Origin of the sequence: Shewanella sp. MSW (assembly GCF_007636515.1) — a bacterium.
GTDB lineage: Bacteria > Pseudomonadota > Gammaproteobacteria > Enterobacterales > Shewanellaceae > Shewanella > Shewanella indica.
Window position 1 is genome coordinate 63,526 of sequence record NZ_LVDR01000005.1, and the last position, 21,690, is coordinate 85,215.

Below are 21,690 nucleotides of genomic sequence, written 5' to 3' on the forward strand. Positions count from 1 at the left end.
TTGCCAATCTCAGGGAGAGTGATATGGCCAAACACATCAGTTTTGGAACCCCGGTCAACGACGCCGAGCGCTGGGCCTTTGAACTGCTGGGTGATGAGTTACCCAAAGATTATCTGCTGCTGACCAATATTGAGATCCCGACTCAGTCCGGGCAAGCGATGGAGGTGGATGTTCTGGTGGTCGGCGAGTGGGGCGTGTATGTCATCAATACCGCAGCCTGAGCCGCATTTATCACCCCAATGTGGAGCGGGTATTGGCCTTTGGCGAACTTGGCGGCAGCGACCGGGTCTTCATTGCCAGGGCCTGGGAGCGGGGCGTTGCTTTGGATTGCACCGAGATCCAATCGCCGCAACAGGTGATAGGCTGGTTTAGACAGTTGCTGACGGCGCTGCAGTATCTCCACAGATTGGATATCTTCCATCGAGCCATCTGCCCGAAGAATATTATTTGTAATGGCGACAGCGCCGTGCTTTTGAACTTTGGCCTGGGTCAGGACATAGCGGCCAGACACTATGCTGCTCAATATGCCGACCCGGATCTCTGGGCCCTGGAAGGAGATGCTGAACGGGATCTCTACGGTTTGGTGGCCAGTTTTATCGATGTGTTGACCCCTATAGAGCTCAAGGGCGATGCCGGCCCTGCAGGCATGCTCAGGGCCCTCGAGGCTTTTGATCCCCGTTGGTTGGGAGAGTCTTTGTTTGCCATGTGTTACAAGGTGCTGCGCTTAGAGGTCAACCTGGGAGACAATAATGACTATATGCCGCTATTTGGTTTTAACTCATAAGCAGCACAACTACGAGTGACGACTGAATATGAATGCATCATGCACAAACTCACTCGATTTTGGGTAAATGATTATTTTGGGCATGGATGATAAGAAACAAGAAATGTGACGCCTGTGCAATCAAGGTGATTAAGTCATTCAACCAAACTGCATGGTCATAGTGTTGAGCTCCTAATCCAGTCTCTGGCTTTGAGTCTGAGAGGAAGGATGTTTATACCTGTCGTCATTGTAATACCGAAAAATATTGTAATTGGATCTTGAGTTTGCTGATTATCTCGGGAGTTAACATCCACATTACAAATAGCCAAGCTACTACAGGGAGGTTTTATGGCACTTATTTATGAGGTTCAGGTTCGGGGAGCGGCCAAGGTGTTGGTATATGAAGTCAGCTCCCGCGCGGCCGCCGATCTATTGGTTTATCGAGTCGACAGCCGCGGCGCTACGCACAATCGGGATAGTCTCTGGTGTCAGGTGGCGAGCCGCTCAATGGCCACGTCACTGATTCATTGGGTCAGCCATCGCAGCGCCGCTGATCTGCTGGTGTATTTTGTCAGTAGCCGCGGAGCCAGCGGTTGGCAAACTCAGCACCCGCTCAAAGGCCGTTTGTAACCCGGCTGCTTTTAAATCCAGGTAAAGAGGACGCCGGGAAGGTGAATACAGACTTTTGGCAACGACGGATGCCCGCGGTCATCAGCTATTGACCGTCAGCCTTTCATCCCGCGCCGGCCGACCTTTGAAAGCCCGTTAAAGACGTTTTATTGACAAGGATTTCCATGAGATTTGTATTTTTGCTTTGTGCCTTGCTGCCTCTGACTGTATTGGCCGAAGAGCAGCGTTTTACACTTGCGGCCGGGCTTATCGATGAAGCCGTGACAGTTCAGGTTGCTTTGCCCGAGAGTTATCGACATTCAGACAGTTTTCACTACCCCTTGCTGTTGGTACTTGATGGTTCGACCCAGTTCCATCATGTGGCATCCAGCGTCGGCTTTCTGAGCACATACGCCATAGTGTCGGAAATGATAGTGGTGGGCATAAGCACCCGCGACAGACTCAAGTACTTTACTCCCACAGAGCCGGAAGATTTCGCCGCAAGGGCGGGAAAGGCTGATGTTTATAACCGTTTTATCGCAGAGGAACTGCTGCCTGCATTGAGTGAACGTTACCGTCTGGCGCCTTACCGGACGATATTTGGCCACTCTTTGGCCGGGCTTTACAGCAGTTATCAGGCGCTCGGTCCGGCGTCTTCCTTCAATGCCGCGATAGCCATTAGTCCCAGCCTCTGGTGGGACGATGGTGCTTTGATTACAGATTACGACAAATACCAGGCTCGCGAGCGCAAAGCGCCCATGCGCTGGTTTCTCAGTATGGCGAGTGAGCCAGGCGAGATGGCGCAGGCCTTTGACGCCATGCTGCAAAAACTGGAAACCAAGAAGCCGTCAAAGCTACAGGTTTTCAATGCCCGTTTTGCCCGAGAAACCCACGACAGCACTCCCTTGATTGGCAATGTCGAGGGGCTTAAAGCCATCTTCAGTGGCTGGAACGCGGTACCACAAGTCGATGTGATGTCGCTGCAACAACTGCAGGCGTTCTACAGGGGAAAAACTGCCGAGTATGGCTATACCTTTCCGTTGTCGGCACATCAATTCAACGTATACGGCCTAAAGGCCGCCTATGAGGGCCAAACTACCTGGGGCGTTGCCATATTGGAGCAAGGAGTAGAGAAATTCGCTCGCTCGGAAATCCTTTGGGACAGCCTGGCAACGGCCTATACGCTTAACCAACAGCTCGATAAGGCAATGGCGGCCTCTATCAAGGCGCTGCAATTGGCCAGGCTGCATGATTCGGTTTTTCTCGAAGAGATTATGGCTCAGAACCGGGCGCTTGAGCAAAAACTGAGTCAGCCCTAACTCAGGTCTTTTACCTACCTGGCCCGGGATTTCCCGGAGAAGATTTACACCTGTTATGAGAGGAATGCCGTGTTTCGTGGATTAAATGAGATAAAACAACATATTGAAGAAGGCAATCTGGACTATTTGCGCCAGCATATGCCGAAAGCCTGGTCCCAATATATGTTCAGGATAGAGAAAGACCCGGCCGGGCTTGAGATCATCTCTTATCTCAGGGCGAACGCCGTTATCAAGGACTATCAAATCTATTACCTTATGTATTGCCGTGTGACGTATTATTCCGAGCCGAAGCAGTTTACGCCGCTATTTGACATCATCAAAGTCAACGGCCCGGATGGCAGCTTGGTCGAAGACGACCCTGAACATCTTTACCGGCTGTGTCACGATGTTTATCTCGGTTTTATTAGCGCGTTTATTTCAGTGGGTGGCCGCTTGGACCATAACCGGTTGTTGGCATTGGTCTTTGCAGGAGAGTCTGACGCTTACGCCATTTTTAATTTTCTACTGCCCAGATACGCCTTCTCCCATGAGGCACTGGCTACGGCGGCGGCCTGTTTGTTTCACAATGAATACCATTTGAATGGAGCCGGTGAACAGGCTTTGGCAGCCTTGCTGAGTCGGGGCATAGCGTTGGATTACTGCTTTGATGATGACAGTGAATTCGGCGAATATGCTTGCTTGGCGGCATTGATCTTCGGTCACAACCCAAAAAGGTTTAACCAGCTGTATGCCGATGGTGTCGAGCAGGCGCTTGTCGACAGTTTCGATTGGTCGTTCCTGCTTACCGAGCATGAACTGACTCTTGAGCATATTGAAGCCCTTAAGCTGTTGTCCCTCAGCGCTACGTTACCCATAGATGAGATTGGCGAGTGCCTGTTAGAAAGAGAAGATGAAGCACTGCTGGCTGCTTTTGACTCCCTGCGCTGATGTCTTGGGCTGAAGAACTTTATCAATCACGGCGCGAATGGCCGTTGAGGCTGTGAGCGGGAAACTCAGGGTGTTGTAAGAAGTTGCCGACTTTCAAGGAGCGAAAAAGTATGAATCTACTGCTGCTCAGTAATCACCAAAGCGCAAGAGGCCGTGAGGCGCTTGCGTTTGTTATTGAGGCTCTGGGGCTTAAAGGGCAAGCGGGTGGTTACATAGGTTCAGAGCCTGATCCCGAGGGGGATTTCTACCGGCCAACACAGGCGTTTTATCAAGGCCTTGGCATAGGTCTCAACACCTACCTGGATTTTGAACAGGGTTTTAACAACACTGTGATGCAGAGGTTACTGGATAAGCCTTTAGTGCATCTCTCGGGCGGGGATACTTACCGTTTTTTACATGGCTTGCATAGTCGCAATCAACAGCAGAAACTCAAGAGTTATGCTGCATCCGGACATCTCTTGGTTGGTGTCAGTGCCGGCGCCATGCTGCTGACTGCCAACATAGAAACCGCGGCGCTTTGTGGTGACAGCAATACAGTGGGCCTTGAAAACCTGAAGGCGCTGGGCTTGGCCGACCTTTTATTTGTGCCCCATGTGGTTCATTCGCAGAGCCGAGACCAATCCCATGGCCTCAGCCAAAAACGGCGTGCAAAGCAATTGGCAGAGCGGCATGGTTTGCCCGTTTATCTCTGCTCGGATGAAGACGCGCTGGCCATTATTGATGGCTATCTTCACAGTTTTGGCGCGCCGGAGATCATCCTGCCAGAGGCTATCGCCTGAGCCCTGCAGTGCAGCAGTGCCTGTTCATCGGGATGACAAATCCCATTTATTGGGGTAGTTTGAACATTATTGATGGCTTATGCCAACAAGGCCTTAAGGAAGCAAGGCATCACCCAAGAGGAAGCAAGGATGGCAGCAGAACTGATCAAATCGTCAATGACTACAGTGCAGAACGGAGTGGCCAAAGCCGATGGCAAGATTTCTTTGACCGGCAATGAACTCAAGTTTGTGCCTTTCAATCAGCAACTGGGGCTGGGGCCCTACACTCTCAAGCGAGATGATATCTGCGCGGTAGAAAAGTGTCTGGCTACTGGCGGCGGTATTTTTCCTATATCGGCAGATGCGCTGCGGATCATTCTCAATGATGGCAAACGCTATGAGTTTATTCTGGCAGATACCTCAGAGTGGCTTACGCTGCTGTAATTTTGTGCCTCTTTCGGCAAAAGCGGCATAATCGGGAGCTGAGTATGAGAGTACTGGCGATGGCTCAAGGGCAATGGTATTTGTTGGAGCATGAAGGGCAGCTATATCTGGACGTGCTTTGCCGACATAACAACCGCTTTATGGTCCAGCTCAATGAGCGGGAAGTGGCAGAGTATCGCCGCTCCGGCAATGCCTTTCTTAAACAACAAGCCCGTGATATTCAATATGCAGTACCTATTCGCAAGGGGACTCGCTGCGGTTTGCAAGGGCGGGATCAGCGTCGTCAACTGGGGGTGTTGGCCAATACCGCGGAATGTGAATGGCTGGCGGCTAAAGAAGCTGAGCAGTGACCAACGGAGGTACAGCTTCAAAAAAATTTTTATAAGGAAAGCCGTGCAAGCAGTATTTAAGCAAACCGAGGGTGATTACCTCTAAGCCGTTATTGAAGTGGCGGGGCAGCCGCTTATTGTGATGGATGAATTCGGTGGTGACAGCCTGACTTATGGTGGAGGGCTTTGTTATCGGAAGATGTTTCCGGAAAAATACTGATACTGTCGCAGCGATTTTTGGGCTCTGTGTATAGCCGGTGCGTCTCTCGGGATTGCAATCATGCTATCAAAGGCCGCATAATCGAAGCCGGCCTTATCCAGGTCTCATATCTATACCTAGGTGCCTTAAGGCTTTCAAATCAAGGTCACGGAAAACCCAAGGTTTTGTGACAGTTATTCTGATAGGAAAAAGGAATTTTACCTCAATGCTTCTGCAATCTTTTATCGACCATCTGCCACCCGGCGCAGATATCAAATCAGTATCGGCGCCAACTCTTGCCAAATATCAGGACCATTTGCCCGAGTGCTTATTGGAACTGTGGCAACAACATGGCTTTGGCCACTATGGTGATGGTTTAATCCAACTTATTGATCCGGATGAATACCTGGACAATCTCTGGGGCTGGCTGATGTTGGATGAAGACATGAGTCGCATCCCGTTCGCTATCAGCTGTTTTGGCGACATTTTTTATTATCGGCTCCTGAGCGATGAAGGGGATGAAGATATCGCTTTTATCGATCCCCACACTTCACAGACAGATGTGCTCACCTGGAACATGGAAGACTTCTTCAACGACTGGTGTTGTGACGATGAAGTGCAAACCAGCTTCTTCAGGAAGAGGGAACTTCAACAAGTCAGCGACCAGCAAGGCAGGCTGCAGCCAAACCAGATCTACTTTTACACCCCGGCACTGCGTCTCGGGGGTGAACCAGCTATTGATAAGACTCAAAGAGGCGATGCCAGAGTGCAACTGGACTTCTTGCTGCAGTTGGCTCTGGAAGCCTAGCCGCGAAACCAGGATGAGAAATTGAACCGGGCTGTGGTCATAGTTTACTGCCTGGTCTGATACGCTCGGCAAGCTGGTTTTATCGGCGACAAGACGGAGCGCCATGAACGTATGCTGGTTGGCCGCCGGGCTTATCTTTATTTACGGTTTGTTGCGGATTCTGGGACAAGGCTCAGGCGGCGCCGAAACCATCATGACAGGTTTGGGTGTGGCGTTGCTGCTGTTTTATAGCCTGATCATTAACTTATTTGCCGCGCCATATCTGTTTTTTGGTGCCGCTCGGCAAGTGGGATCCAATCAGGCTTTGAGCACAAAGCGGCATATTGGAGAAGTGAGCCAAGCAGAGTGAGTTCTTATGTTTGCCCATCTGTTTCGAAAACAAAAAATAAAGCAATATGCCCGTAGGCTATCCAGGGATTTGCTAAAGCATTATGGCAAGAAGAGATATTACTCCAGAAATCAGCTGGAAAGGGCCTTAATCAGACAAAAGCTCAGGCGTCCTCCCAGAGCCTGTGATAGTCATGGCGGTATTTCGACCAACGAATATTATGCCTATGCCATGTACTGCTCACCGGCCGAATTTTCCCGCATTTCGATGCAAACCTCCATAACTCAAGGTTCCAGTGAGCCGGACTATGGTCAACTGAGAAGGGAAGCTGCGGAGGTTATCTTTGGCCGGCCACAGGATTTTACGGTCGCTAGCCTGCATGAGGCCAGTGCCGGCCATAGTGCAGCGGAAACCGCCGCTGCGGATCCGGGGTGTGATTCTGGCAGTGATTAAGCTGAAAGTGAGCGAGTTGGCCGTGGGTGCTTGACCTTTGTTTCTGCGATGACCACTCCTGGCTGACAGGCGATCTCCGGTCAGCGCTGTAAATCGGGCAAAAGGGTTGGAAGCTTATACTCAGGGAGAGGGAATGCCGGAACTATTGATCCAGTTTGTGCTGGGTTTTGCACTGCTGACGGGCGTTTTGGGCTGGTTTGCCTTGATGTTTGCTTCGCTGCCCGGCGCCGAGCTGCGTCGCAGTTTGTCTATGCGTCTGGTGCGAGGATTGTTCTACAGCTATCCCCTTTGGGTGTTGGTGCCGGTATATCAGCTTAAATACACCATGGTAGCAAGCTTAATGGGTTTGCTTTGGGGGATAGTCCCAATGCTGCCTTTGCTGTTAGTCTGGTTGATATTTACCCTTCAGGGGCGGGAGCTTAAACGGCGGCAACAATTAAAAGCGGTATCAAAGCCCAGAACCAAACAGGAGTAGAAGGGCAAACATGGCTAAACCAGAGGCTGTTAATGCTCAAGTGATACCTATGGCCCATTGATACCGCAAGATTGACCAAATAATCAAGGAGGTTTAGATGGTGACTATCGCTGAGCTGCAAGCTTTTATCGAACGCGAGCTGCCACAGAGCGGTATTGTGGTTGAACATCTGGGAGATAAGTCGGCCAGAGTGCGTAAGCCGATAACTCAGGCGCACCTGCGCCCCGGCGGTACTGTCTCAGGGCCGGCCATGATGGAGTTGGCCGATATTGCCATCTATGTCGCCTTGTTGGGGGAAATAGGTATAGTGCCTCTGGCGGTAACTACCAACCTGAATATCAACTTCCTGCGTAAACCCAGCGCCGAGTGTGACATAGTTGCCGATTGTAGGCTGCTGAAATTGGGTAAATCATTGGCGATTGCCGAAGTGTCTGTGTTTTCAGATGGACACAGCGAAGTTGTGGCTCATGCCGTGGGCACTTATTCCATTCCGCCGACGAACTAGCCCCTAACTCCATTCAAAAATTGTTGCTGCCCTTGTGATTCGATCCTTCCAGGGGCTTGGGCCCTACTCAATGCCGAACTCGGTAACTGTGATGTATCGTTTTTTGGGCCTTCGGCATCCAGGGAGTATCTGCAGCCTGGCCAAGTGCATGCTGTAAAACTATGCCTACTTCATGTGGTTTGCGGCTCAGTCATGAACCGGCTTTGAAGCCGTAACCCTTTGTCAAAGGGGCTTCAATAAAATTAAAAAGGCTCCCTTGGGAGCCTTTGGGCTTATCTAAGGCTAAAACTGGTAGGTGACAGAGGCCCCAAAGTTACGGGGATCGACTATCGCCGCATAGCCATCCGGGTAGTTACGGGCTGCCGGAGAGCGACTCAACACGGCTTTCTCATCAAAGGCGTTGTTGACGAAGGCGTTGAAGATCCAGTTGTCAGTCTCATAATTGAGCGACATACGTGCCAGCACATAGTCACCGGCAACTCGTTCCTCTGTGTTCTCAAAGTCACCATAGTACTCACCGACATAGTTGGCGGAGACACTGAAGGTAAGCTGATCTGTCAGCCAATACTGGGCACCGAGATTGGCGGTCATTGAGGGGGCCGAATCCAGTTCATTGCCCTTGGCAGAGGCATAACCTTCTCCAGGTTCCTTGATTTCCGAACTCAACAGCCCAAGGCCGCCGTGCAGGCGCAGATCCCGGGTTACCATGGCTGAGGCTTCAAACTCGGCACCATAGGTAATCACCTTGTCCATGTTGATAACCCGTCTGGCAGAGCCCGTGGCCTGATATCCGTCGTAGTCGTTGTAGAACAGGTTGGCGCTCAGGTTGATATTACCGCCATCCAGGCTGGTTCTCAGCCCAAGTTCATAGGCGTTAACGTACTCTTCATCGTAGAAGTAGAACTCATTTTCCGGGAAGCCTATCGCCGCACCGGCGGCGTTGTAGCCACGGCGACCGCTTAAGGAGACTGTGGTCTCGGCATTGATATCGTACTGCAATACCAGCTTGGGCAACTTGATGGTCTTACTGTTGTCCAGGGTATCTTCTATGGGCGTTTGCGGCTGCTTCATCCAGAAATTACGCAGCTGGGATTCCCGTTCAACCCTGCCTCCGGCGGTGATCCTGAAGTCATCGGTGACGTTATAGGTAAATTCGCCGAAAACCGCCTTGGAGTCACTATTGTCGTCGCCGCGATAAACCGTACCGCCGCTACTGTTGAAGTCTTGATCGCGCTTGAAATAGTAGAGGCCGATAAAGCCGCTGTAAAGCTCGCTGTTAAGGCCAAAATGCAGCTTGGTTTCAGCCGTGGTGTTGGACTCCTCCATACTCACCACTTGCTCGGTAGCAGGATCCTTGTCATAGGTATCCATCACCCAGTTGTAGTTCATTCTGGCCAGCAAGAAGTCGACCGAAAAATTGTCACCGATCCTGTAGTCCAGCTTGATGCTGCCGGTATCTGATTCAGTGTCCATGTTTCTGGGGTTGATGGGCTGATACTTAAAGGGATCGTCACCACTGAAGTATTGCCGTCCCGTGTTGCCGCGCTCATGGTTTTTGGCATAGCTGAGCATGGCCTTGAGGCCGTCAATGGCTGCGGGCTCCCACAGGAGTTTGGCTCTTATTCTGTCTGTGTTGAGCTTATTCAGATCAAAGCCCGGCGGGTTAGCTTCATGGATAATCGGGTTGGCGTAAGTTTCACCATCGGTATGCTGCGCCGATAGGCGAAAGGCCAGTTCATCCTCAATCAAAGGGCCGGAGATGGCGGCGGCCGAGTCTATATATTGGCTCTCACTGCGGTAACCCACCCGAGCGGCACCCTGCCAGTCAAAAGTCGGATCCTTGGTCTTGATAAACATGGCGCCACCTATGCTGTTGCGGCCATTACTGGTGGATTGGGGACCGCGAAACACTTCAATTTGCTCTATGTCCCACATGCCGGTATCGCCGGTCAAATCCGCCATAAAAGGTTCTGCCACACCATCGGTTATGGTTGATACCCGGGTCTTGGCGCCGCCGGAAACCCCACTAAAGCCGGTGGCGGCGCCGTTACCGGAAATCCCGCGGATATTGGGCATCTGCCCTGACAGCACTACCAGGTTGGGTATTTCTGAGATGGCGTCATGCACCGACAGGTATTGCAGCGTCTTAAGCTGCTCCTCGGTGATGACAGATACAGATGAACTCACGTCTTTCAATGATTTCTCTGTCTTTTCCCCCAAAACGACAATTTTTTCGATTGATTGATTTCCGCGCTCGACAGCATCGTCGGCAAAGGCCGGTGATGCCAGCATAGCGAGCAGCAGGGCATTGAGCTTAAATTTATAGCTAGGCATGAGTATCTGTCCTGATTAACAAATGAAGCGAATGAGCAAATAAGCGTTAAGTGGGGGACAAAGTTATAGACCTATAAATACGATCGCAAGTGATAATTGTTATCATTTGATAAAATGTGATCGAATGCCGGAATACCTTTTGTAACCGGGACAAAATGGATACACCAAATGAGCTGTTGCAGACGAAAGGATAGATGGAGCAAGTATCTGAGCGCTCACAAGGTGAGTTGTCAGAGTTAAGTTTGCTCTTGGAGGGAAAATACGAACAAAAGGCTTGCTGTCGCTTTGATAATCAGGCCTTTGCAATTGTTCGGGCGCAGTTGAAGTTTACGGCTACTTGAAAGCCACACTCCGGATAAGTGAGCATGGCTTACCTGAGGGGTTATAGTCGTTTGGCGCCCGAACTCCATTTCCGGCCAAGCCCAAGGAAAACAGACAGTTATTAAACCGTCTGCTCGGTCTTGGGCGCGAGTTTGTGCCGTTTATGCCTTGATTGTTTATCATTGGGAGGCCGGTTCTTTAACGGTTTTCCCATTGGTCTTTTGGGTGAATGTGTCGCTTTTTTGCCCGTAGCTTGTCTTGGGCTTTTGCCGTCGGCATCCGGTTTTCTTCGTAATCGGCAATGTTTGGGAATTCTGGCTATCACTTCGGCAAACAGGTTTCTGTGTTTCCCGGCGGCGCCCGGGCGACTCAGAAACTCGAGATCGCCGAAGAAGAGCAAGCTTTGCTTGGCGCGGGAGCAGGCCACATTGAGTCGTTTCCAGTCGAGAATAAAACGCAGGTTGCCCTGGGTTCGCACCGTAGAATAACAGACTATCTCATCTTCGCTGCCTTGAAAGCTGTCCACCGTATTGATGCGGATATTGAACTGACCCAACCGATATTCGCCACTTGCCGCGGGCGATGATAACTCGCTCATCAGGGCACGGATCAGTCGTTTCTGGGCGCCATAGGGGGTGATGACGGCGATGCCCAGAGGCGTGGCAGGCTGATGAGTCACCCGGCTCTCAGTGGTGTTCCCCCGGTGGTTATTTTTGTCTGCCAGGTTCTTGATAAAGGTGACTATCGCCTCGGCTTCTTCGCGATTGTACTTACTGGTGCCTTCTTGTTGCTGTTGACCGGCGACATCTTTCCAAATCAAGGTGTGCGGCAGGACGAAGTCTTGTTCATTCAGTTGTCGGCCGTTGAACAGTTGTCGCTCACCATTGGGGCTGTAAAAGAGCTCGGCGACCAGATCGCCTATCTTTTCCGGCATTCGGAACTGTTCAGCCAAAAAGCTTTTGCTTGTGGGCGGCAATTGATCATAGAGGCCTTCAAAGAAACTGGTTTCCAGGAAACATTCGTTCAAAAAGGGCAATTCGTCATTGGCTTCATCTGTCTGCAGTAGCGGCGCAACGCTGGGAGGCAGTTGGAAATGATCGCCTATCAGTATCACCTTGCGGGCTCTGAGCAGAGGGATCATGAGTTCGGGTACCGTGGAGCGACCTGCTTCATCAATGATGACGAGGTCGAACCTGAGCTGATCTATGCTTTGACGTCTGGAGGCGAGCCCAACGCAAGTTGCGCCAACCAGATTATGATCTGCCAGTAACATCCAGTTGAGCTCTTTATCAAGCCTTTGTTGTTCCTGCTCTGTGCCCAAAACGCCGTACAGCCAACGGTGAGCCAGCTCAGGCAAAGGTTCGGCTTCGGTTGTACAGGCCAGGGCACTGCGGCGACTTCGCTGTTCAAAGTCATTCAGTTTTTGTTTAATGGTGTAGTCACTGAGCTTGCCACTGACCTTGTCATCGGCCCCAATTCTCAATAGCCGCACCTCTTGCTTTTCCAGCAAGGCTTGGTGTAAATCAATAAAGCGTGCCAGGGCGTTGTCTACCGCCGCATGTTGCTGCGATACCAATAATACCCGGGTCTCTGGACGATGGTGGAAAATCTGATGCAGCATCTCCACTATGCAAGTGGTCTTGGCGGTACCCGGCGGCCCCTGGATCAGAGCAAGATGCTGCTCACTGAGTGCTGTGCGGATAACCTGTTTCTGGCGTTCGGTCAGTTGGGTATTTTGCCAGCAAAGATCTTCACGCAATCTGTGTTGCCAGAATGGGTCCTGTTGCGGCGTATAGCTGCCCGGTGCCAGAAGTATCTGCTTCAGCCTGGGCTCGACCAAGGCATCGTTACGAAATGCATCCAAAGCCGCTTGTTGTCGCTGCAGCGCTTCGTCAAATAACTTGAGACTGAGCCGCAGGCTGGTTTTTGTTGCACCGACTTGAGTGGATTGCAGCTCTTGTGCCCATTTTTGCGGTAGCCTCAGCTGCAAACTACCGGAATCGATAGTCACTTCCAGGCGGTTTTGTTGCCGGGCGGGAAGGGGATTGAGCCAGACAAATTCGCCTGCAGCGGTTTCGCCCCAGTATTCGAGGGTGCAACGAGGCGAAAAACCACTGCTTTGCTGCGCTTTGAACCCGGCTTTGAAATTTGTCAGCAGCTGGTGCTGACTGTCATCGACTATAAAGTGCAGCAGTAAGTCCTGATCTTGCTCCTGCAGTTTGTCGGCCCGTCCCACCAAGGTGATATCCAACTGCGCCTGCTGATAATCGAGCACGCTTTGCCACTGACCCAGCATCTTCAGTTGTGCCATCCGCGCCTGGCTGTCGGCTTCACTGCTGCTCAAGTGATTGATAAAGGCGACAAGGGCACTGATACCATCCGGATTGGCCAGCACACTGGACTCAAGAGCACTGTCTGCAGGGATCAACATAAAGGGCAGTTCATACCCCTGACCTCTGTCTTCAAAGTCTTCGACATCGCTGACCCGCAAACAGGCTTGCTTGGTATCAATTTGGCAGTTTAGCGCCAGAGTGTGGCGGGCCAGTTGCAAGTCACCACTGTCCTGTTCCATATCTGAATGGAGCAAGCGCCAGGGGGTTGGATCATCCGCCCGCAGCGCCATGAGCTCTTGCTCAGAAAACAGCTCCGAAGGCAGGTAAAGATAGAGTGAGCCTTCATCTGTGCCGCCGAGTTCGGCCGTGTCCAGCATATTGAGTTGAATTCTTCCCCGGGATTGCTGCTGGCCGGGACTGGCATCCAGCGTCAGGTTGTAAAGCTCTGGCCAAGCCTGTATCTGTTGGCCCGGCAACAGTTCCAACATGGGGTTGGGAGTCATTTGCCTTGGCAGAAAGGCGGATATGGCCTTGCCTTGGGTATGGGCCAGATAGCCTTTGGCTACCCGGCGTTCAATTTCAAATGCCATTGGCCTGGCCGCCATTATCGCCTCTACCCAGGCGACACCTCTGGCGACACAGGCATAGAATAACCGGGTGCCATTCTTGCCGCTGCGTTGGTGAGTTATTTGCAATGGAATGGCTTGTGGATCGTCATAGCTGAAAAACAGCTTGCGCTGCAGGTCGTTGCTCCAGCCCTGCAAGCCCAGGTTATTGCCAAGATGCAGCCTGCTGTTGAAGGGCAAGTCTCTATCCAGTTCATCTTGCTCTACCAGCACCACTTTTCCGACATAGAGCCATTCTGCAGGTAAGGTCGGGCTCGGTGGCGTAAGCTCATCCAGGCGTTTTTTGAGTTCAGATACTGAAGGCTCGGTGTCGAGCGTATCCCGCACGGCTTTGAGTTGTGCCAGATACCAGTCGAGATAGTCTTTGTAGGCAACCAGGCGGCTGCGGGCATCTTCTACCTGACAATAACTTTGCTGCAGCGCCCGGCGCCGATAGGGGCTGAGCCCCTCATCATTGAGCTCTGTGGCTATTTGCTCGGGTAACAGTTGGAGTTCGGCGTCTATCAGGCTGACCTTATTCAGCAGCTCATGATGTTGAGCTTCCATTTTGGAGCAGAGTTGCTGCAGCGACTGACTCAACTGTAGAGCTTGCTGCCTGTCGTGCTCTGCCGCCATGCTGTTATAACGCCGATTGAGAGCGTCTATGTCTCCGCGCAACTCGTCGTGGCGCTGATGCTCTTTAGCTGTGGCTCTATCGAACAACCAAGCGGTCGCAGTTGCTGTGACAGTAACCCCTATGCCTATGATGATGGCTGGCAGCACTCAATAAACTCCTGGATTAAAGGTTTGGCAATTTATGCAGCAGTTGCAGCAGCTGATATTCTTCATCGCTGGCTTCACCCAAACTCACCTTACGGCGCAAAATCTCAATCGTCTGCTCGCGACTTTGATGATCCTGCTGCCAGCGTTGGTGGGCCTGTTCATTGAGTTGATGTTCATTGTCGGCCTTGAGCCTGTCGAGGGCGATTTCCTGACAGCGCTCCTGATGTTTGAGTTGTGCCTGACGTAATTCGTTGTCGGACAGCTCTATCTCTTTTAATGCTTCGGCTTTGACTCTTTCAGTTTCCGCTCTGGCAGTTTCCAGTTGGTTGTAACTCTGATAAGCACTGACCGCTTCTTTGGCTAGTGCAACGACTTCTGCGCCGCTTAGCTCCGGGGTTTTGTTTTGTGCTTTGGCTGGGGACTTGGTGCCAATACGGCTGGGAGTTTTCATTTGTGTATGCCCTCTGAACTTCAATAGCCCTGATTTAGGTGGATAGGGTTGATGATAGTGAATCGCAAATCTTTAGCTAAGCTTGGTGTTACTCAAAAGCGCCGACCAAGCACAAGAGTTGTGCCTTCATTAACTCATCGGTCAGTCTGCTGAGTCGTCTGAGCTCTGGGCACTCACGGCGCGCGGTACTTCTCAGGTGCTGCAACTGTCCAAGAAAGATCTCCAGACTCTGGCGGCGACTTTGCAGCTCTGTGACAAGTTGAGTCGTCAGTTGATTGTCGTGCTGTAATCTGTGTTGCAGCAGTGTCATGCGTTCCTCGGCCTCCATTTGCCAGAGCGTTTGCTCCAGTGCCATCTGTTTGCTGAGGTTTTTGAGTTGATGCTGCAACGTACGTTTTTGAGCTTGCAACTGCTCGGTGACTTCTTTGGCGCGCTGTAGCTTAAAATAGGAGTTGAGGCAGTCCAGTACAGAAATGGCGGCATCGACCCACACCAAGACAGGGTTAACCCCTTTAGCGCCGCGCATCAGTTGATAACCTATTCGGCCAGCCTGGTAGAGCCTCGCTTGCCGGGCACTGCCGACTTCCAGGGTCTTACTGGCAAACAGTGAAACAGTTTTCATTGGTTTGGCTCCAACGAGGTTTCAAATTGTGCCTTGAGTGCCGTCATCAACTGCGGCTTGTCGAGTCGCAGCGGGCGCAGGTTCTGGTTCAGAGTGATGTGACGACTAATGCCGGTATCAAGGGGCTGCTCTTTCGCGGCGATGACTTGCAACAGTTCGCTTATGGGCTTTTCAGCGCTCTTGGGCCAACTAGCGTTGCCCTCGACTCGCTCGCTGGTGTTGATAACGGCGCCGCTCAACTGGCACAAGTGGAGTCGACTGGTTGGGGGACTTGCCAGTGCTGAGTCGAGCAGGGGCGGCACTGTGTAATTGGCCTGATATTCGAGCACCGGTGCTTTTAATAGCAGTGTGCCGCGTTTTTCCGAAGTTAATGATGTTTCGCTATCAAGCTCGACCCAGGCATAACGAAGCTCTGTTTCATCGCCGATAATCTCAAGCTGTGGCTGCCAGGCAGTACGCTGCTCCTGCAACATCCTGTGATACTTGGCCGGACAAAGCTGTTGCATCAGCTCGGTTAGCTCCCCTTGATTTTCCAGGCTGGAGGCCAGTCGGCGGTTCAGTCTTTGCTGTTGCAGCACCTGCTGAATATTCCAGTCTGTTTCGTACTCTCTCAAGGTCATCCAGGGTTCGGAGGGGTTGTTTTTCAATAACAGCTGTTCATCGTGGCACCAAACGGGATTGAGTTGTGGATCCATCACATCAAGCCACAGCACAAAGCTCAGCTCAGTCAGTTCACAAGCCAGCGCCATCTGACTCCCTTGTGGGGTTAATTGGCGCAGGTCATCTTCCAGCCAGCCGAGCGCACATAAACGTTCCAGCAGTGGCGTTAGTTGTGAGCTTGTCAGTGCGGTAACTTGCTGGATCTGTTCCTGAGTTACGCCGTATAAGGTAAAAGACTGCAGTAAAAAGCGTGAGACCTTACCCAGGATCTCCAACTGCTGATGACGAAAGCTCAACCGATAACGACGCATGGGCAGCAGAATATTCAAAGGGGCTGGAAGGCTATTTGTATGGGCCACGGTTGGATCTTACTTATCTGTTTAGGCTGGAGGTTTATGTCGTGAAAGACGGCGCAAACCTTAACACGAAAGTTGAGATAAAAAACCAGACATTGAGTGTTTTTTTGAAAAAAATATTAATATATGCAACAGCTTGCATAAAATTGATTCAATATTATTTCAAAGCTTGTCAGCGAGTGTGTTATTGCGCCTACTATGAATCTGTGTCGATAGCAGTTGCCAGTGAGGTGTTAAATAATCATTGAACATTCGTTCTGCCAAGTGCAGCTTTACTCTTTGCCAAAGACAGGGAGAACTGTTGAGTCGCAGTAAGATTTGCTCCTTGAGCCATTGTTCATCGAAGCCCGCCCACTCACCACAGACGTCGAATAAATTGGGGCCACAAACAGGCGCAACTTCCCGATACAGAATATGCTCCAGTTCTTTTAGGGAATAAGGAGAAAGAGCACATACCCGGATAATGCCGGGGTAGTGCAGAGTGACATCGGTATCGAGAAACAAATCCGACATTGCGCTCCATACCGCTTGGCGGATGGGGAGTTTTGCGGTTTCCTCCAGCATGATATGGAAGGGGGATTCAGCCATAGGATCCTTCCTTTAGGGCTGTTATTTATGCACAGAGGGTAACCAAAGGCATCAGAGACATCAAGTTATCAAGCTCTAATTGCTAATTTAGCTGGGTAGATCCAATAAAAAGGCCACGGAAGTGGCCTTAGGGGGATTTATGGATGTGAGTTTATTTGACTCTCATGCCCGGCTGAGCACCTTCATGGGGCTCAAGGATCCACAGTTCTTTACCACCAGGGCCCGCGGCCAGCACCATGCCCTCAGACAGGCCGAAGCGCATCTTGCGAGGAGCCAGGTTGGCCACCATTACTGTCAGTTTGCCTTCGAGATCTTCCGGCGCATAAGCCGACTTGATACCGGCAAATACCTGACGGGTTTCGCCGCCGAGATCTAGCTGTAATTTGAGCAGCTTGTTGGCTTCAGGGACATGCTCGGCCTTCTTGATAAGCGCAATCCGCAGATCCAGCTTGGCAAAGTCGTCAAACTCTATGGTTGGGCTGATAGGGTCATCCGCCAATGGACCACTGGCCTTGGGGGTGTCTTCGGTTGCTTTGAGGCTTTCCTTGGAGGCTTCCACCATGGCGCTCACTTTATCGAGCTCGATACGTTGCATCATAGGCTTGAACGGATTGATTTGGTGACCGGCCATATCCATTGCCAAGCCGCTCCAGCTGAGTTCCAGCTTGAGGAAGGCTTCAACATCGGCGGCCAAGCGCGGCAGTACCGGCTTAAGATAAGTCACCAGAATACGGAACAAATTCAGCGCCACTGAGCATACCTGATGGGCGCGGGCCAAGGTTTCTTCGTTTTTCACCAATTGCCAAGGAGCTTCATCGGCAACGTAAGCGTTGGCGACATCGGCCAGCGCCATGATTTCACGCATCGCCTTGCCGTATTCGCGACCTTCATACAGCTCGGCGATCAGCTCCTGTTTGGCCAGAAAGGATTCGGCCAGGCTGTTGTCTTCCACTTTGGCCAGTTTGGCGTCAAAACGCTTGACGATAAAGCCGGCGGTGCGGCTTGCCAGGTTAACCAGCTTACCGACCAGATCCGAGTTGACTCTGGCGGCAAAGTCTTCCAGGTTCAGGTCCAGATCGTCAATGCGGCTGGAGAGCTTGGCGGCATAGTAGTAGCGCAGATATTCAGGATCCAGATGATCCAGGTAAGTACGGGCCTTGATAAAGGTGCCCTTGGACTTGGACATTTTGGCGCCGTTGACCGTGACATAGCCGTGGGCATAGACACTGCTTGGCTGACGGTAGCCGGCGCCTTTGAGCATGGCCGGCCAGAATAGACTATGGAAATAGACTATGTCTTTGCCGATGAAGTGATACACCTCAGCTTTTGAGTCGGCATTCCAGAACTCGTCAAAGTCCAGCTCCGGGCGCTTGTCGCAGAGGTTCTTGAATGAACCCATGTAGCCCACAGGCGCATCGAGCCAAACGTAGAAGTATTTGCCCGGCGCATCGGGGATCTCAAAGCCAAAGTAGGGCGCATCACGGGTGATATCCCACTGCTGCAGGCCTTGCTCGAACCATTCATCCAGCTTGTTGGCCATTTCACTCTGCAATGACCCTGAATGGGTCCACTCTTTGAGCATGGTTTCAAAGGCAGGCAGATCGAAGAAGAAGTGCTCTGTCTCTTTCATGACCGGGGTGGCACCGGATACCGCAGAGCGCGGATTGATCAGCTCGGTTGGGCTGTAGGTGGCGCCACAGGCGTCGCAGTTGTCGCCGTATTGGTCTTCAGACTTACACTTGGGGCAGGTGCCCTTGACGAATCTGTCCGGCAGGAACATGGACTTTTCCGGATCGAACAGCTGGGAAATAGTCTTGCTCTTGATATAGCCGTTATCGCGCAGTTTGAGGTAGATCTCGTTGGCCAGCTGGCGGTTCTCTTCGCTGTGGGTGCTGTGATAATTGTCAAAGGCAATATTGAACTCGGCAAAATCCTGCTGATGCTCTTGATTGACCTTGGCGATCATCTCTTCGGGTTGGATCCCCATCTGCTGGGCCTTGAGCATGATAGGTGTACCGTGGGCATCATCGGCACAGATATAATGACACTCATGGCCACGAAGTTTTTGAAAGCGGGACCAGATATCTGTCTGTATGTACTCGAGCATGTGGCCCAGGTGAATGGGACCGTTGGCATATGGAAGCGCGCTGGTAACAAGGATTTTACGTTGTGTAGTTGCCATCTTTTCTCTGTTAAATCTAGGCCCTGAAAGAATGGCATAGATACTAACCGATTAATCCGGCTTTTTCATCAAAACCTGACATGAGTGAGTTAATTCTACTCTAATAATCGCATCATTATCTGGTACACTTGGCGAAATTTATCAAAAGGGGATTGCGTTTTGTCTTCTGCTTCTCAGGACTATCGTCTCAGTGACGATCTGCTCGGTCCGGTTCTTGCCATTCTCAATGCGTTTCAGGATCCATACCTGGCCCAGGGTTTAGTCGATGCCGGTTGTATTCGTAAGTTGGATTTGGATGGTAAAAGGCTGCTGCTGACCATCTTGTATCCATATCCTTGTCAGACCCAATATCGCGATACTGTGATTGCGCTGACCAATGAGTTGTCCAAGCTCGATGCCATCGACGAGGTGGAGTGCGAGATTGGCTTTGAGCCTTTCAGCTACTCGGCCCTTGGCAATATTGCCCCTATTCCCAACGTGAAGCAGGTGATTGCCGTTGCTTCCGGTAAGGGTGGTGTGGGTAAGTCTACCACAGCGGTTAACCTGGCCTTGGCCCTGGCGGCAGAAGGCGCCCGGGTGGGTATTTTGGATGCCGATATCTATGGCCCCTCCATTCCATTGATGCTGGGGATCCCGACATTCAGACCTGTATCCCCCGATGGCGTGCATATGACAGCCGCCACGGCTCACGGTATCAGCGCCCAGAGTATTGGTTTCATGCTGACCGATGATCAGGCCGCCGTATGGCGTGGCCCTATGGCCGCTGGCGCTTTGGCGCAACTGCTCAATGAAACCCAATGGCCTGAGCTGGATTACCTGATGATTGACATGCCTCCGGGCACAGGGGATATCCAACTTACCCTGTCGCAGAAAGTGCCGGTCAGCGGCGCCGTGATAGTCACAACGCCTCAGGATATCGCCCTGGCCGATGCCAAGAAAGGTATCACCATGTTCCAGAAGGTGAACATCCCCGTCGTCGGTATTGTGGAAAATATGAGTTTCCATCTGTGTCCTGCCTGTGGTCATAAAGAGCATCCTTTCGGTACTCATGGTGGCAGCAAGATAGCCGAGCGTTATCAAGTGCCTTTGCTGGGTGCCTTACCTCTGCATATCAATATCCGTGAGGATATGGATAACGGTGAGCCGACTGTGGTGGCCGCGCCTGAGGGTGAAGTTGCCGGCATTTACCGGGATATCGCTCGCCGTGTGGGTGCCCAACTGGCAAAACAAAAGAATCACAGCGGTATTTCAATCGCAATAGCAGATGATGAGTAAGGTTTTCGCAGCATGAATTCGCCACAGTGTGTCGTTATCGGGATAGCAGGGGCTTCGGCGTCAGGTAAAAGTTTGATCGCCAAGACCATATTTGAAGAGCTATGCCGAGACTTAGGGACAGATCAGATAGGGGTTATCAATGAGGATGCCTACTATCGGGATCAGAGCCATATGTCCATGGAGGAGAGGGTCAAGACCAACTACGACCATCCCAAGGCGTTGGACCATGAACTGCTCAGCACTCACCTGGTAGCGCTCAAGCAGGGGCAAGCAGTGGACATTCCCTGCTATAGCTACGCCGAGCATACCCGCACCAGCGATACCTTGAAGATGACCCCTAAAAAGGTCATCATTCTCGAAGGTATTCTGCTGTTGACCGACCCTAAGCTGCGTGAACTGATGGATGCCAGCGTGTTTATGGATACACCGCTGGATATCTGTCTGCTGCGACGTCTGACCCGTGATGTGGCCGAGCGAGGCCGCACCATGGAGTCTGTTATCAGCCAGTACCAGAAAACGGTAAGACCCATGTTTCTGCAGTTTATCGAACCCTCAAAGCAGTATGCCGACATCATAGTGCCAAAGGGCGGCAAGAACCGGATTGCCACCGATATTCTCAAGGCCAGAATCCAGCATTTGCTGGCGAAATAACCACAAGTATCCAGGGAGCTAGAAGGCGAGATGCGATTAACTGATATCGAAATTGAACAATGTCTGGACGAGGGCAGCATAGTCATAGATCCCCGTCCCGGCATAGAGGCCATCAGTGGCGTGAGTGTTGATGTGCGTCTGGGTAACCAGTTTCGGGTGTTCAAGGATCACACTGCGCCTTATATAGATCTCAGTGGTCCCAAGGCCGAAGTGCAGGCCGCGCTGGATAGAGTGATGAGCGAGCAGATTGATATCGCCGATGGCGAAGCCTTCTTTCTGCATCCGGGCGAGCTGGCATTGGCGGTGACCTATGAGAGTGTTCACCTGCCTTCCGACATAGTCGGTTGGCTTGATGGTCGTTCATCACTGGCGCGTCTGGGCTTGATGGTGCACGTGACGGCGCACCGTATCGATCCGGGCTGGCAGGGGCGGATTGTGCTTGAGTTTTACAACAGCGGTAAATTACCGCTGGCACTTCGTCCCATGATGACCATAGGGGCACTGAACTTTGAGCGCCTGTCTCGTCCTGTGGCCAGACCCTACAATACCCGCAAGAACGCCAAGTATCGCGATCAGCAGGATGCGGTCGCCAGTCGGATCAGCCAGGACTGA

The 21,690-nt window shown here is 51.7% G+C and carries 23 protein-coding genes; 16 read left to right on the forward strand and 7 right to left on the reverse strand.

What is annotated here, in order from left to right:
* The first annotated feature begins 23 nt into the window (after positions 1 to 23).
* The 13 genes from AYI96_RS06715 to AYI96_RS06775 all read left to right on the forward strand — a co-directional run bounded on the left by AYI96_RS06715 (position 24) and on the right by AYI96_RS06775 (position 7,917).
* Positions 24 to 221, forward strand: a complete 198-nt coding sequence (locus AYI96_RS06715) for a nuclease-related domain-containing protein (protein WP_101096647.1) — start codon at positions 24 to 26, stop codon at positions 219 to 221.
* The gene (locus AYI96_RS06720; RefSeq protein ID WP_143078385.1) at positions 188 to 784 is read left to right on the forward strand and encodes a protein kinase; all 597 of its coding nucleotides are present in this window, start codon (positions 188 to 190) and stop codon (positions 782 to 784) included. The genes AYI96_RS06715 and AYI96_RS06720 overlap by 34 nt, the downstream gene beginning before the upstream one ends.
* A 327-nt stretch (positions 785 to 1,111) precedes the next feature.
* Positions 1,112 to 1,393: a DUF6150 family protein gene (locus tag AYI96_RS06725; protein ID WP_144361271.1), complete on the forward strand. Its 282-nt coding sequence runs from the start codon at positions 1,112 to 1,114 to the stop codon at positions 1,391 to 1,393.
* Positions 1,394 to 1,557: 164 nt separating this feature from the next.
* Complete coding sequence (locus AYI96_RS06730) at positions 1,558 to 2,691, forward strand: alpha/beta hydrolase (RefSeq protein ID WP_144361272.1); 1,134 nt, start codon at positions 1,558 to 1,560, stop codon at positions 2,689 to 2,691.
* Positions 2,692 to 2,760: 69 nt separating this feature from the next.
* On the forward strand, positions 2,761 to 3,618 hold the full coding sequence (locus AYI96_RS06735) for a hypothetical protein (protein WP_144361273.1): 858 nt from the start codon (positions 2,761 to 2,763) through the stop codon (positions 3,616 to 3,618).
* Between the two features lie 110 nt (positions 3,619 to 3,728).
* Positions 3,729 to 4,397: a Type 1 glutamine amidotransferase-like domain-containing protein gene (locus AYI96_RS06740; protein WP_071476234.1), complete on the forward strand. Its 669-nt coding sequence runs from the start codon at positions 3,729 to 3,731 to the stop codon at positions 4,395 to 4,397.
* Positions 4,398 to 4,526: 129 nt separating this feature from the next.
* Positions 4,527 to 4,820 carry a hypothetical protein gene (locus tag AYI96_RS06745; protein WP_039034013.1) on the forward strand — a complete coding sequence of 98 codons (294 nt, stop codon included), beginning with the start codon at positions 4,527 to 4,529 and terminating at the stop codon, positions 4,818 to 4,820.
* Between the two features lie 44 nt (positions 4,821 to 4,864).
* Entirely contained in the window at positions 4,865 to 5,170 is a 306-nt protein-coding gene (locus AYI96_RS06750; RefSeq protein ID WP_144361274.1) for a hypothetical protein, read from the forward strand.
* A 404-nt stretch (positions 5,171 to 5,574) separates the two neighbouring features.
* Positions 5,575 to 6,156 carry a GAD-like domain-containing protein gene (locus AYI96_RS06755; RefSeq protein ID WP_039033953.1) on the forward strand — a complete coding sequence of 194 codons (582 nt, stop codon included), beginning with the start codon at positions 5,575 to 5,577 and terminating at the stop codon, positions 6,154 to 6,156.
* A gap of 103 nt (positions 6,157 to 6,259) precedes the next feature.
* Positions 6,260 to 6,505 (forward strand): hypothetical protein, encoded by a 246-nt coding sequence (locus tag AYI96_RS06760; protein WP_039033954.1) that lies wholly within the window; start codon positions 6,260 to 6,262, stop codon positions 6,503 to 6,505.
* A 6-nt stretch (positions 6,506 to 6,511) separates the two neighbouring features.
* Complete coding sequence (locus tag AYI96_RS06765) at positions 6,512 to 6,937, forward strand: DUF6559 family protein (RefSeq protein WP_039033955.1); 426 nt, start codon at positions 6,512 to 6,514, stop codon at positions 6,935 to 6,937.
* Positions 6,938 to 7,070: 133 nt separating this feature from the next.
* Positions 7,071 to 7,412, forward strand: a complete 342-nt coding sequence (locus AYI96_RS06770) for a hypothetical protein (RefSeq protein ID WP_144361275.1) — start codon at positions 7,071 to 7,073, stop codon at positions 7,410 to 7,412.
* Positions 7,413 to 7,509: 97 nt separating this feature from the next.
* Positions 7,510 to 7,917, forward strand: a complete 408-nt coding sequence (locus tag AYI96_RS06775) for a PaaI family thioesterase (protein ID WP_071476239.1) — start codon at positions 7,510 to 7,512, stop codon at positions 7,915 to 7,917.
* 282 nt (positions 7,918 to 8,199) lie between these two features.
* Here AYI96_RS06775 and AYI96_RS06780 read toward each other — a convergent pair whose 3' ends face one another.
* The 7 genes from AYI96_RS06780 to metG form a co-directional block, all read right to left on the reverse strand.
* Positions 8,200 to 10,251: a TonB-dependent receptor gene (locus AYI96_RS06780; RefSeq protein ID WP_144361276.1), complete on the reverse strand. Its 2,052-nt coding sequence runs from the start codon at positions 10,249 to 10,251 to the stop codon at positions 8,200 to 8,202.
* Between the two features lie 442 nt (positions 10,252 to 10,693).
* A complete protein-coding gene (locus AYI96_RS06785) occupies positions 10,694 to 14,293 on the reverse strand; it encodes a DEAD/DEAH box helicase (RefSeq protein WP_144361277.1) in 3,600 nt (1,199 codons plus the stop codon).
* A 16-nt stretch (positions 14,294 to 14,309) separates the two neighbouring features.
* Positions 14,310 to 14,744, reverse strand: coding sequence for a hypothetical protein (locus AYI96_RS06790; RefSeq protein ID WP_144361278.1), 435 nt, complete (start codon positions 14,742 to 14,744; stop codon positions 14,310 to 14,312).
* Between the two features lie 88 nt (positions 14,745 to 14,832).
* On the reverse strand, positions 14,833 to 15,366 hold the full coding sequence (locus AYI96_RS06795; protein ID WP_039033960.1) for a hypothetical protein: 534 nt from the start codon (positions 15,364 to 15,366) through the stop codon (positions 14,833 to 14,835).
* Positions 15,363 to 16,385, reverse strand: a complete 1,023-nt coding sequence (locus AYI96_RS06800) for a hypothetical protein (RefSeq protein ID WP_039033961.1) — start codon at positions 16,383 to 16,385, stop codon at positions 15,363 to 15,365. The genes AYI96_RS06795 and AYI96_RS06800 overlap by 4 nt, the downstream gene beginning before the upstream one ends.
* 159 nt (positions 16,386 to 16,544) lie before the next feature.
* Positions 16,545 to 16,970 (reverse strand): hypothetical protein, encoded by a 426-nt coding sequence (locus tag AYI96_RS06805; RefSeq protein WP_071477179.1) that lies wholly within the window; start codon positions 16,968 to 16,970, stop codon positions 16,545 to 16,547.
* Between the two features lie 151 nt (positions 16,971 to 17,121).
* Positions 17,122 to 19,152, reverse strand: coding sequence for a methionine--tRNA ligase (metG, locus tag AYI96_RS06810; protein ID WP_039033962.1), 2,031 nt, complete (start codon positions 19,150 to 19,152; stop codon positions 17,122 to 17,124).
* Between the two features lie 159 nt (positions 19,153 to 19,311).
* On the opposite strand from metG, the gene apbC reads away from it, so the two are divergent.
* From apbC to dcd, 3 genes are read left to right on the forward strand one after another with little or no spacing between them, the layout of a single operon-like run.
* On the forward strand, positions 19,312 to 20,427 hold the full coding sequence (gene apbC / locus AYI96_RS06815; protein WP_039033963.1) for an iron-sulfur cluster carrier protein ApbC: 1,116 nt from the start codon (positions 19,312 to 19,314) through the stop codon (positions 20,425 to 20,427).
* Between the two features lie 12 nt (positions 20,428 to 20,439).
* Positions 20,440 to 21,078, forward strand: coding sequence for a uridine kinase (gene udk, locus AYI96_RS06820; protein WP_039033964.1), 639 nt, complete (start codon positions 20,440 to 20,442; stop codon positions 21,076 to 21,078).
* Positions 21,079 to 21,108: 30 nt separating this feature from the next.
* Positions 21,109 to 21,690 carry a dCTP deaminase gene (dcd, locus tag AYI96_RS06825; protein ID WP_071477180.1) on the forward strand — a complete coding sequence of 194 codons (582 nt, stop codon included), beginning with the start codon at positions 21,109 to 21,111 and terminating at the stop codon, positions 21,688 to 21,690.

Excerpts from the sequence above, each read along its gene's own strand:
- AYI96_RS06760 (WP_039033954.1), top strand. The coding sequence starts at position 6,260 with ATGAACGTATGCTGGTTGGCCGCCGGGCTTATCTTTATTTACGGTTTG.
- udk (WP_039033964.1), top strand. The coding sequence starts at position 20,440 with ATGAATTCGCCACAGTGTGTCGTTATCGGGATAGCAGGGGCTTCGGCG.
- AYI96_RS06780 (WP_144361276.1), bottom strand. The coding sequence starts at position 10,251 with ATGCCTAGCTATAAATTTAAGCTCAATGCCCTGCTGCTCGCTATGCTG.
- AYI96_RS06725 (WP_144361271.1), top strand. The coding sequence starts at position 1,112 with ATGGCACTTATTTATGAGGTTCAGGTTCGGGGAGCGGCCAAGGTGTTG.
- AYI96_RS06715 (WP_101096647.1), top strand. The coding sequence starts at position 24 with ATGGCCAAACACATCAGTTTTGGAACCCCGGTCAACGACGCCGAGCGC.
- AYI96_RS06765 (WP_039033955.1), top strand. The coding sequence starts at position 6,512 with ATGTTTGCCCATCTGTTTCGAAAACAAAAAATAAAGCAATATGCCCGT.
- AYI96_RS06775 (WP_071476239.1), top strand. The coding sequence starts at position 7,510 with ATGGTGACTATCGCTGAGCTGCAAGCTTTTATCGAACGCGAGCTGCCA.
- AYI96_RS06755 (WP_039033953.1), top strand. The coding sequence starts at position 5,575 with ATGCTTCTGCAATCTTTTATCGACCATCTGCCACCCGGCGCAGATATC.
- AYI96_RS06795 (WP_039033960.1), bottom strand. The coding sequence starts at position 15,366 with ATGAAAACTGTTTCACTGTTTGCCAGTAAGACCCTGGAAGTCGGCAGT.
- dcd (WP_071477180.1), top strand. The coding sequence starts at position 21,109 with ATGCGATTAACTGATATCGAAATTGAACAATGTCTGGACGAGGGCAGC.
- AYI96_RS06745 (WP_039034013.1), top strand. The coding sequence starts at position 4,527 with ATGGCAGCAGAACTGATCAAATCGTCAATGACTACAGTGCAGAACGGA.
- AYI96_RS06730 (WP_144361272.1), top strand. The coding sequence starts at position 1,558 with ATGAGATTTGTATTTTTGCTTTGTGCCTTGCTGCCTCTGACTGTATTG.
- AYI96_RS06805 (WP_071477179.1), bottom strand. The coding sequence starts at position 16,970 with ATGGCTGAATCCCCCTTCCATATCATGCTGGAGGAAACCGCAAAACTC.
- AYI96_RS06790 (WP_144361278.1), bottom strand. The coding sequence starts at position 14,744 with ATGAAAACTCCCAGCCGTATTGGCACCAAGTCCCCAGCCAAAGCACAA.
- AYI96_RS06770 (WP_144361275.1), top strand. The coding sequence starts at position 7,071 with ATGCCGGAACTATTGATCCAGTTTGTGCTGGGTTTTGCACTGCTGACG.
- metG (WP_039033962.1), bottom strand. The coding sequence starts at position 19,152 with ATGGCAACTACACAACGTAAAATCCTTGTTACCAGCGCGCTTCCATAT.
- AYI96_RS06740 (WP_071476234.1), top strand. The coding sequence starts at position 3,729 with ATGAATCTACTGCTGCTCAGTAATCACCAAAGCGCAAGAGGCCGTGAG.
- AYI96_RS06750 (WP_144361274.1), top strand. The coding sequence starts at position 4,865 with ATGAGAGTACTGGCGATGGCTCAAGGGCAATGGTATTTGTTGGAGCAT.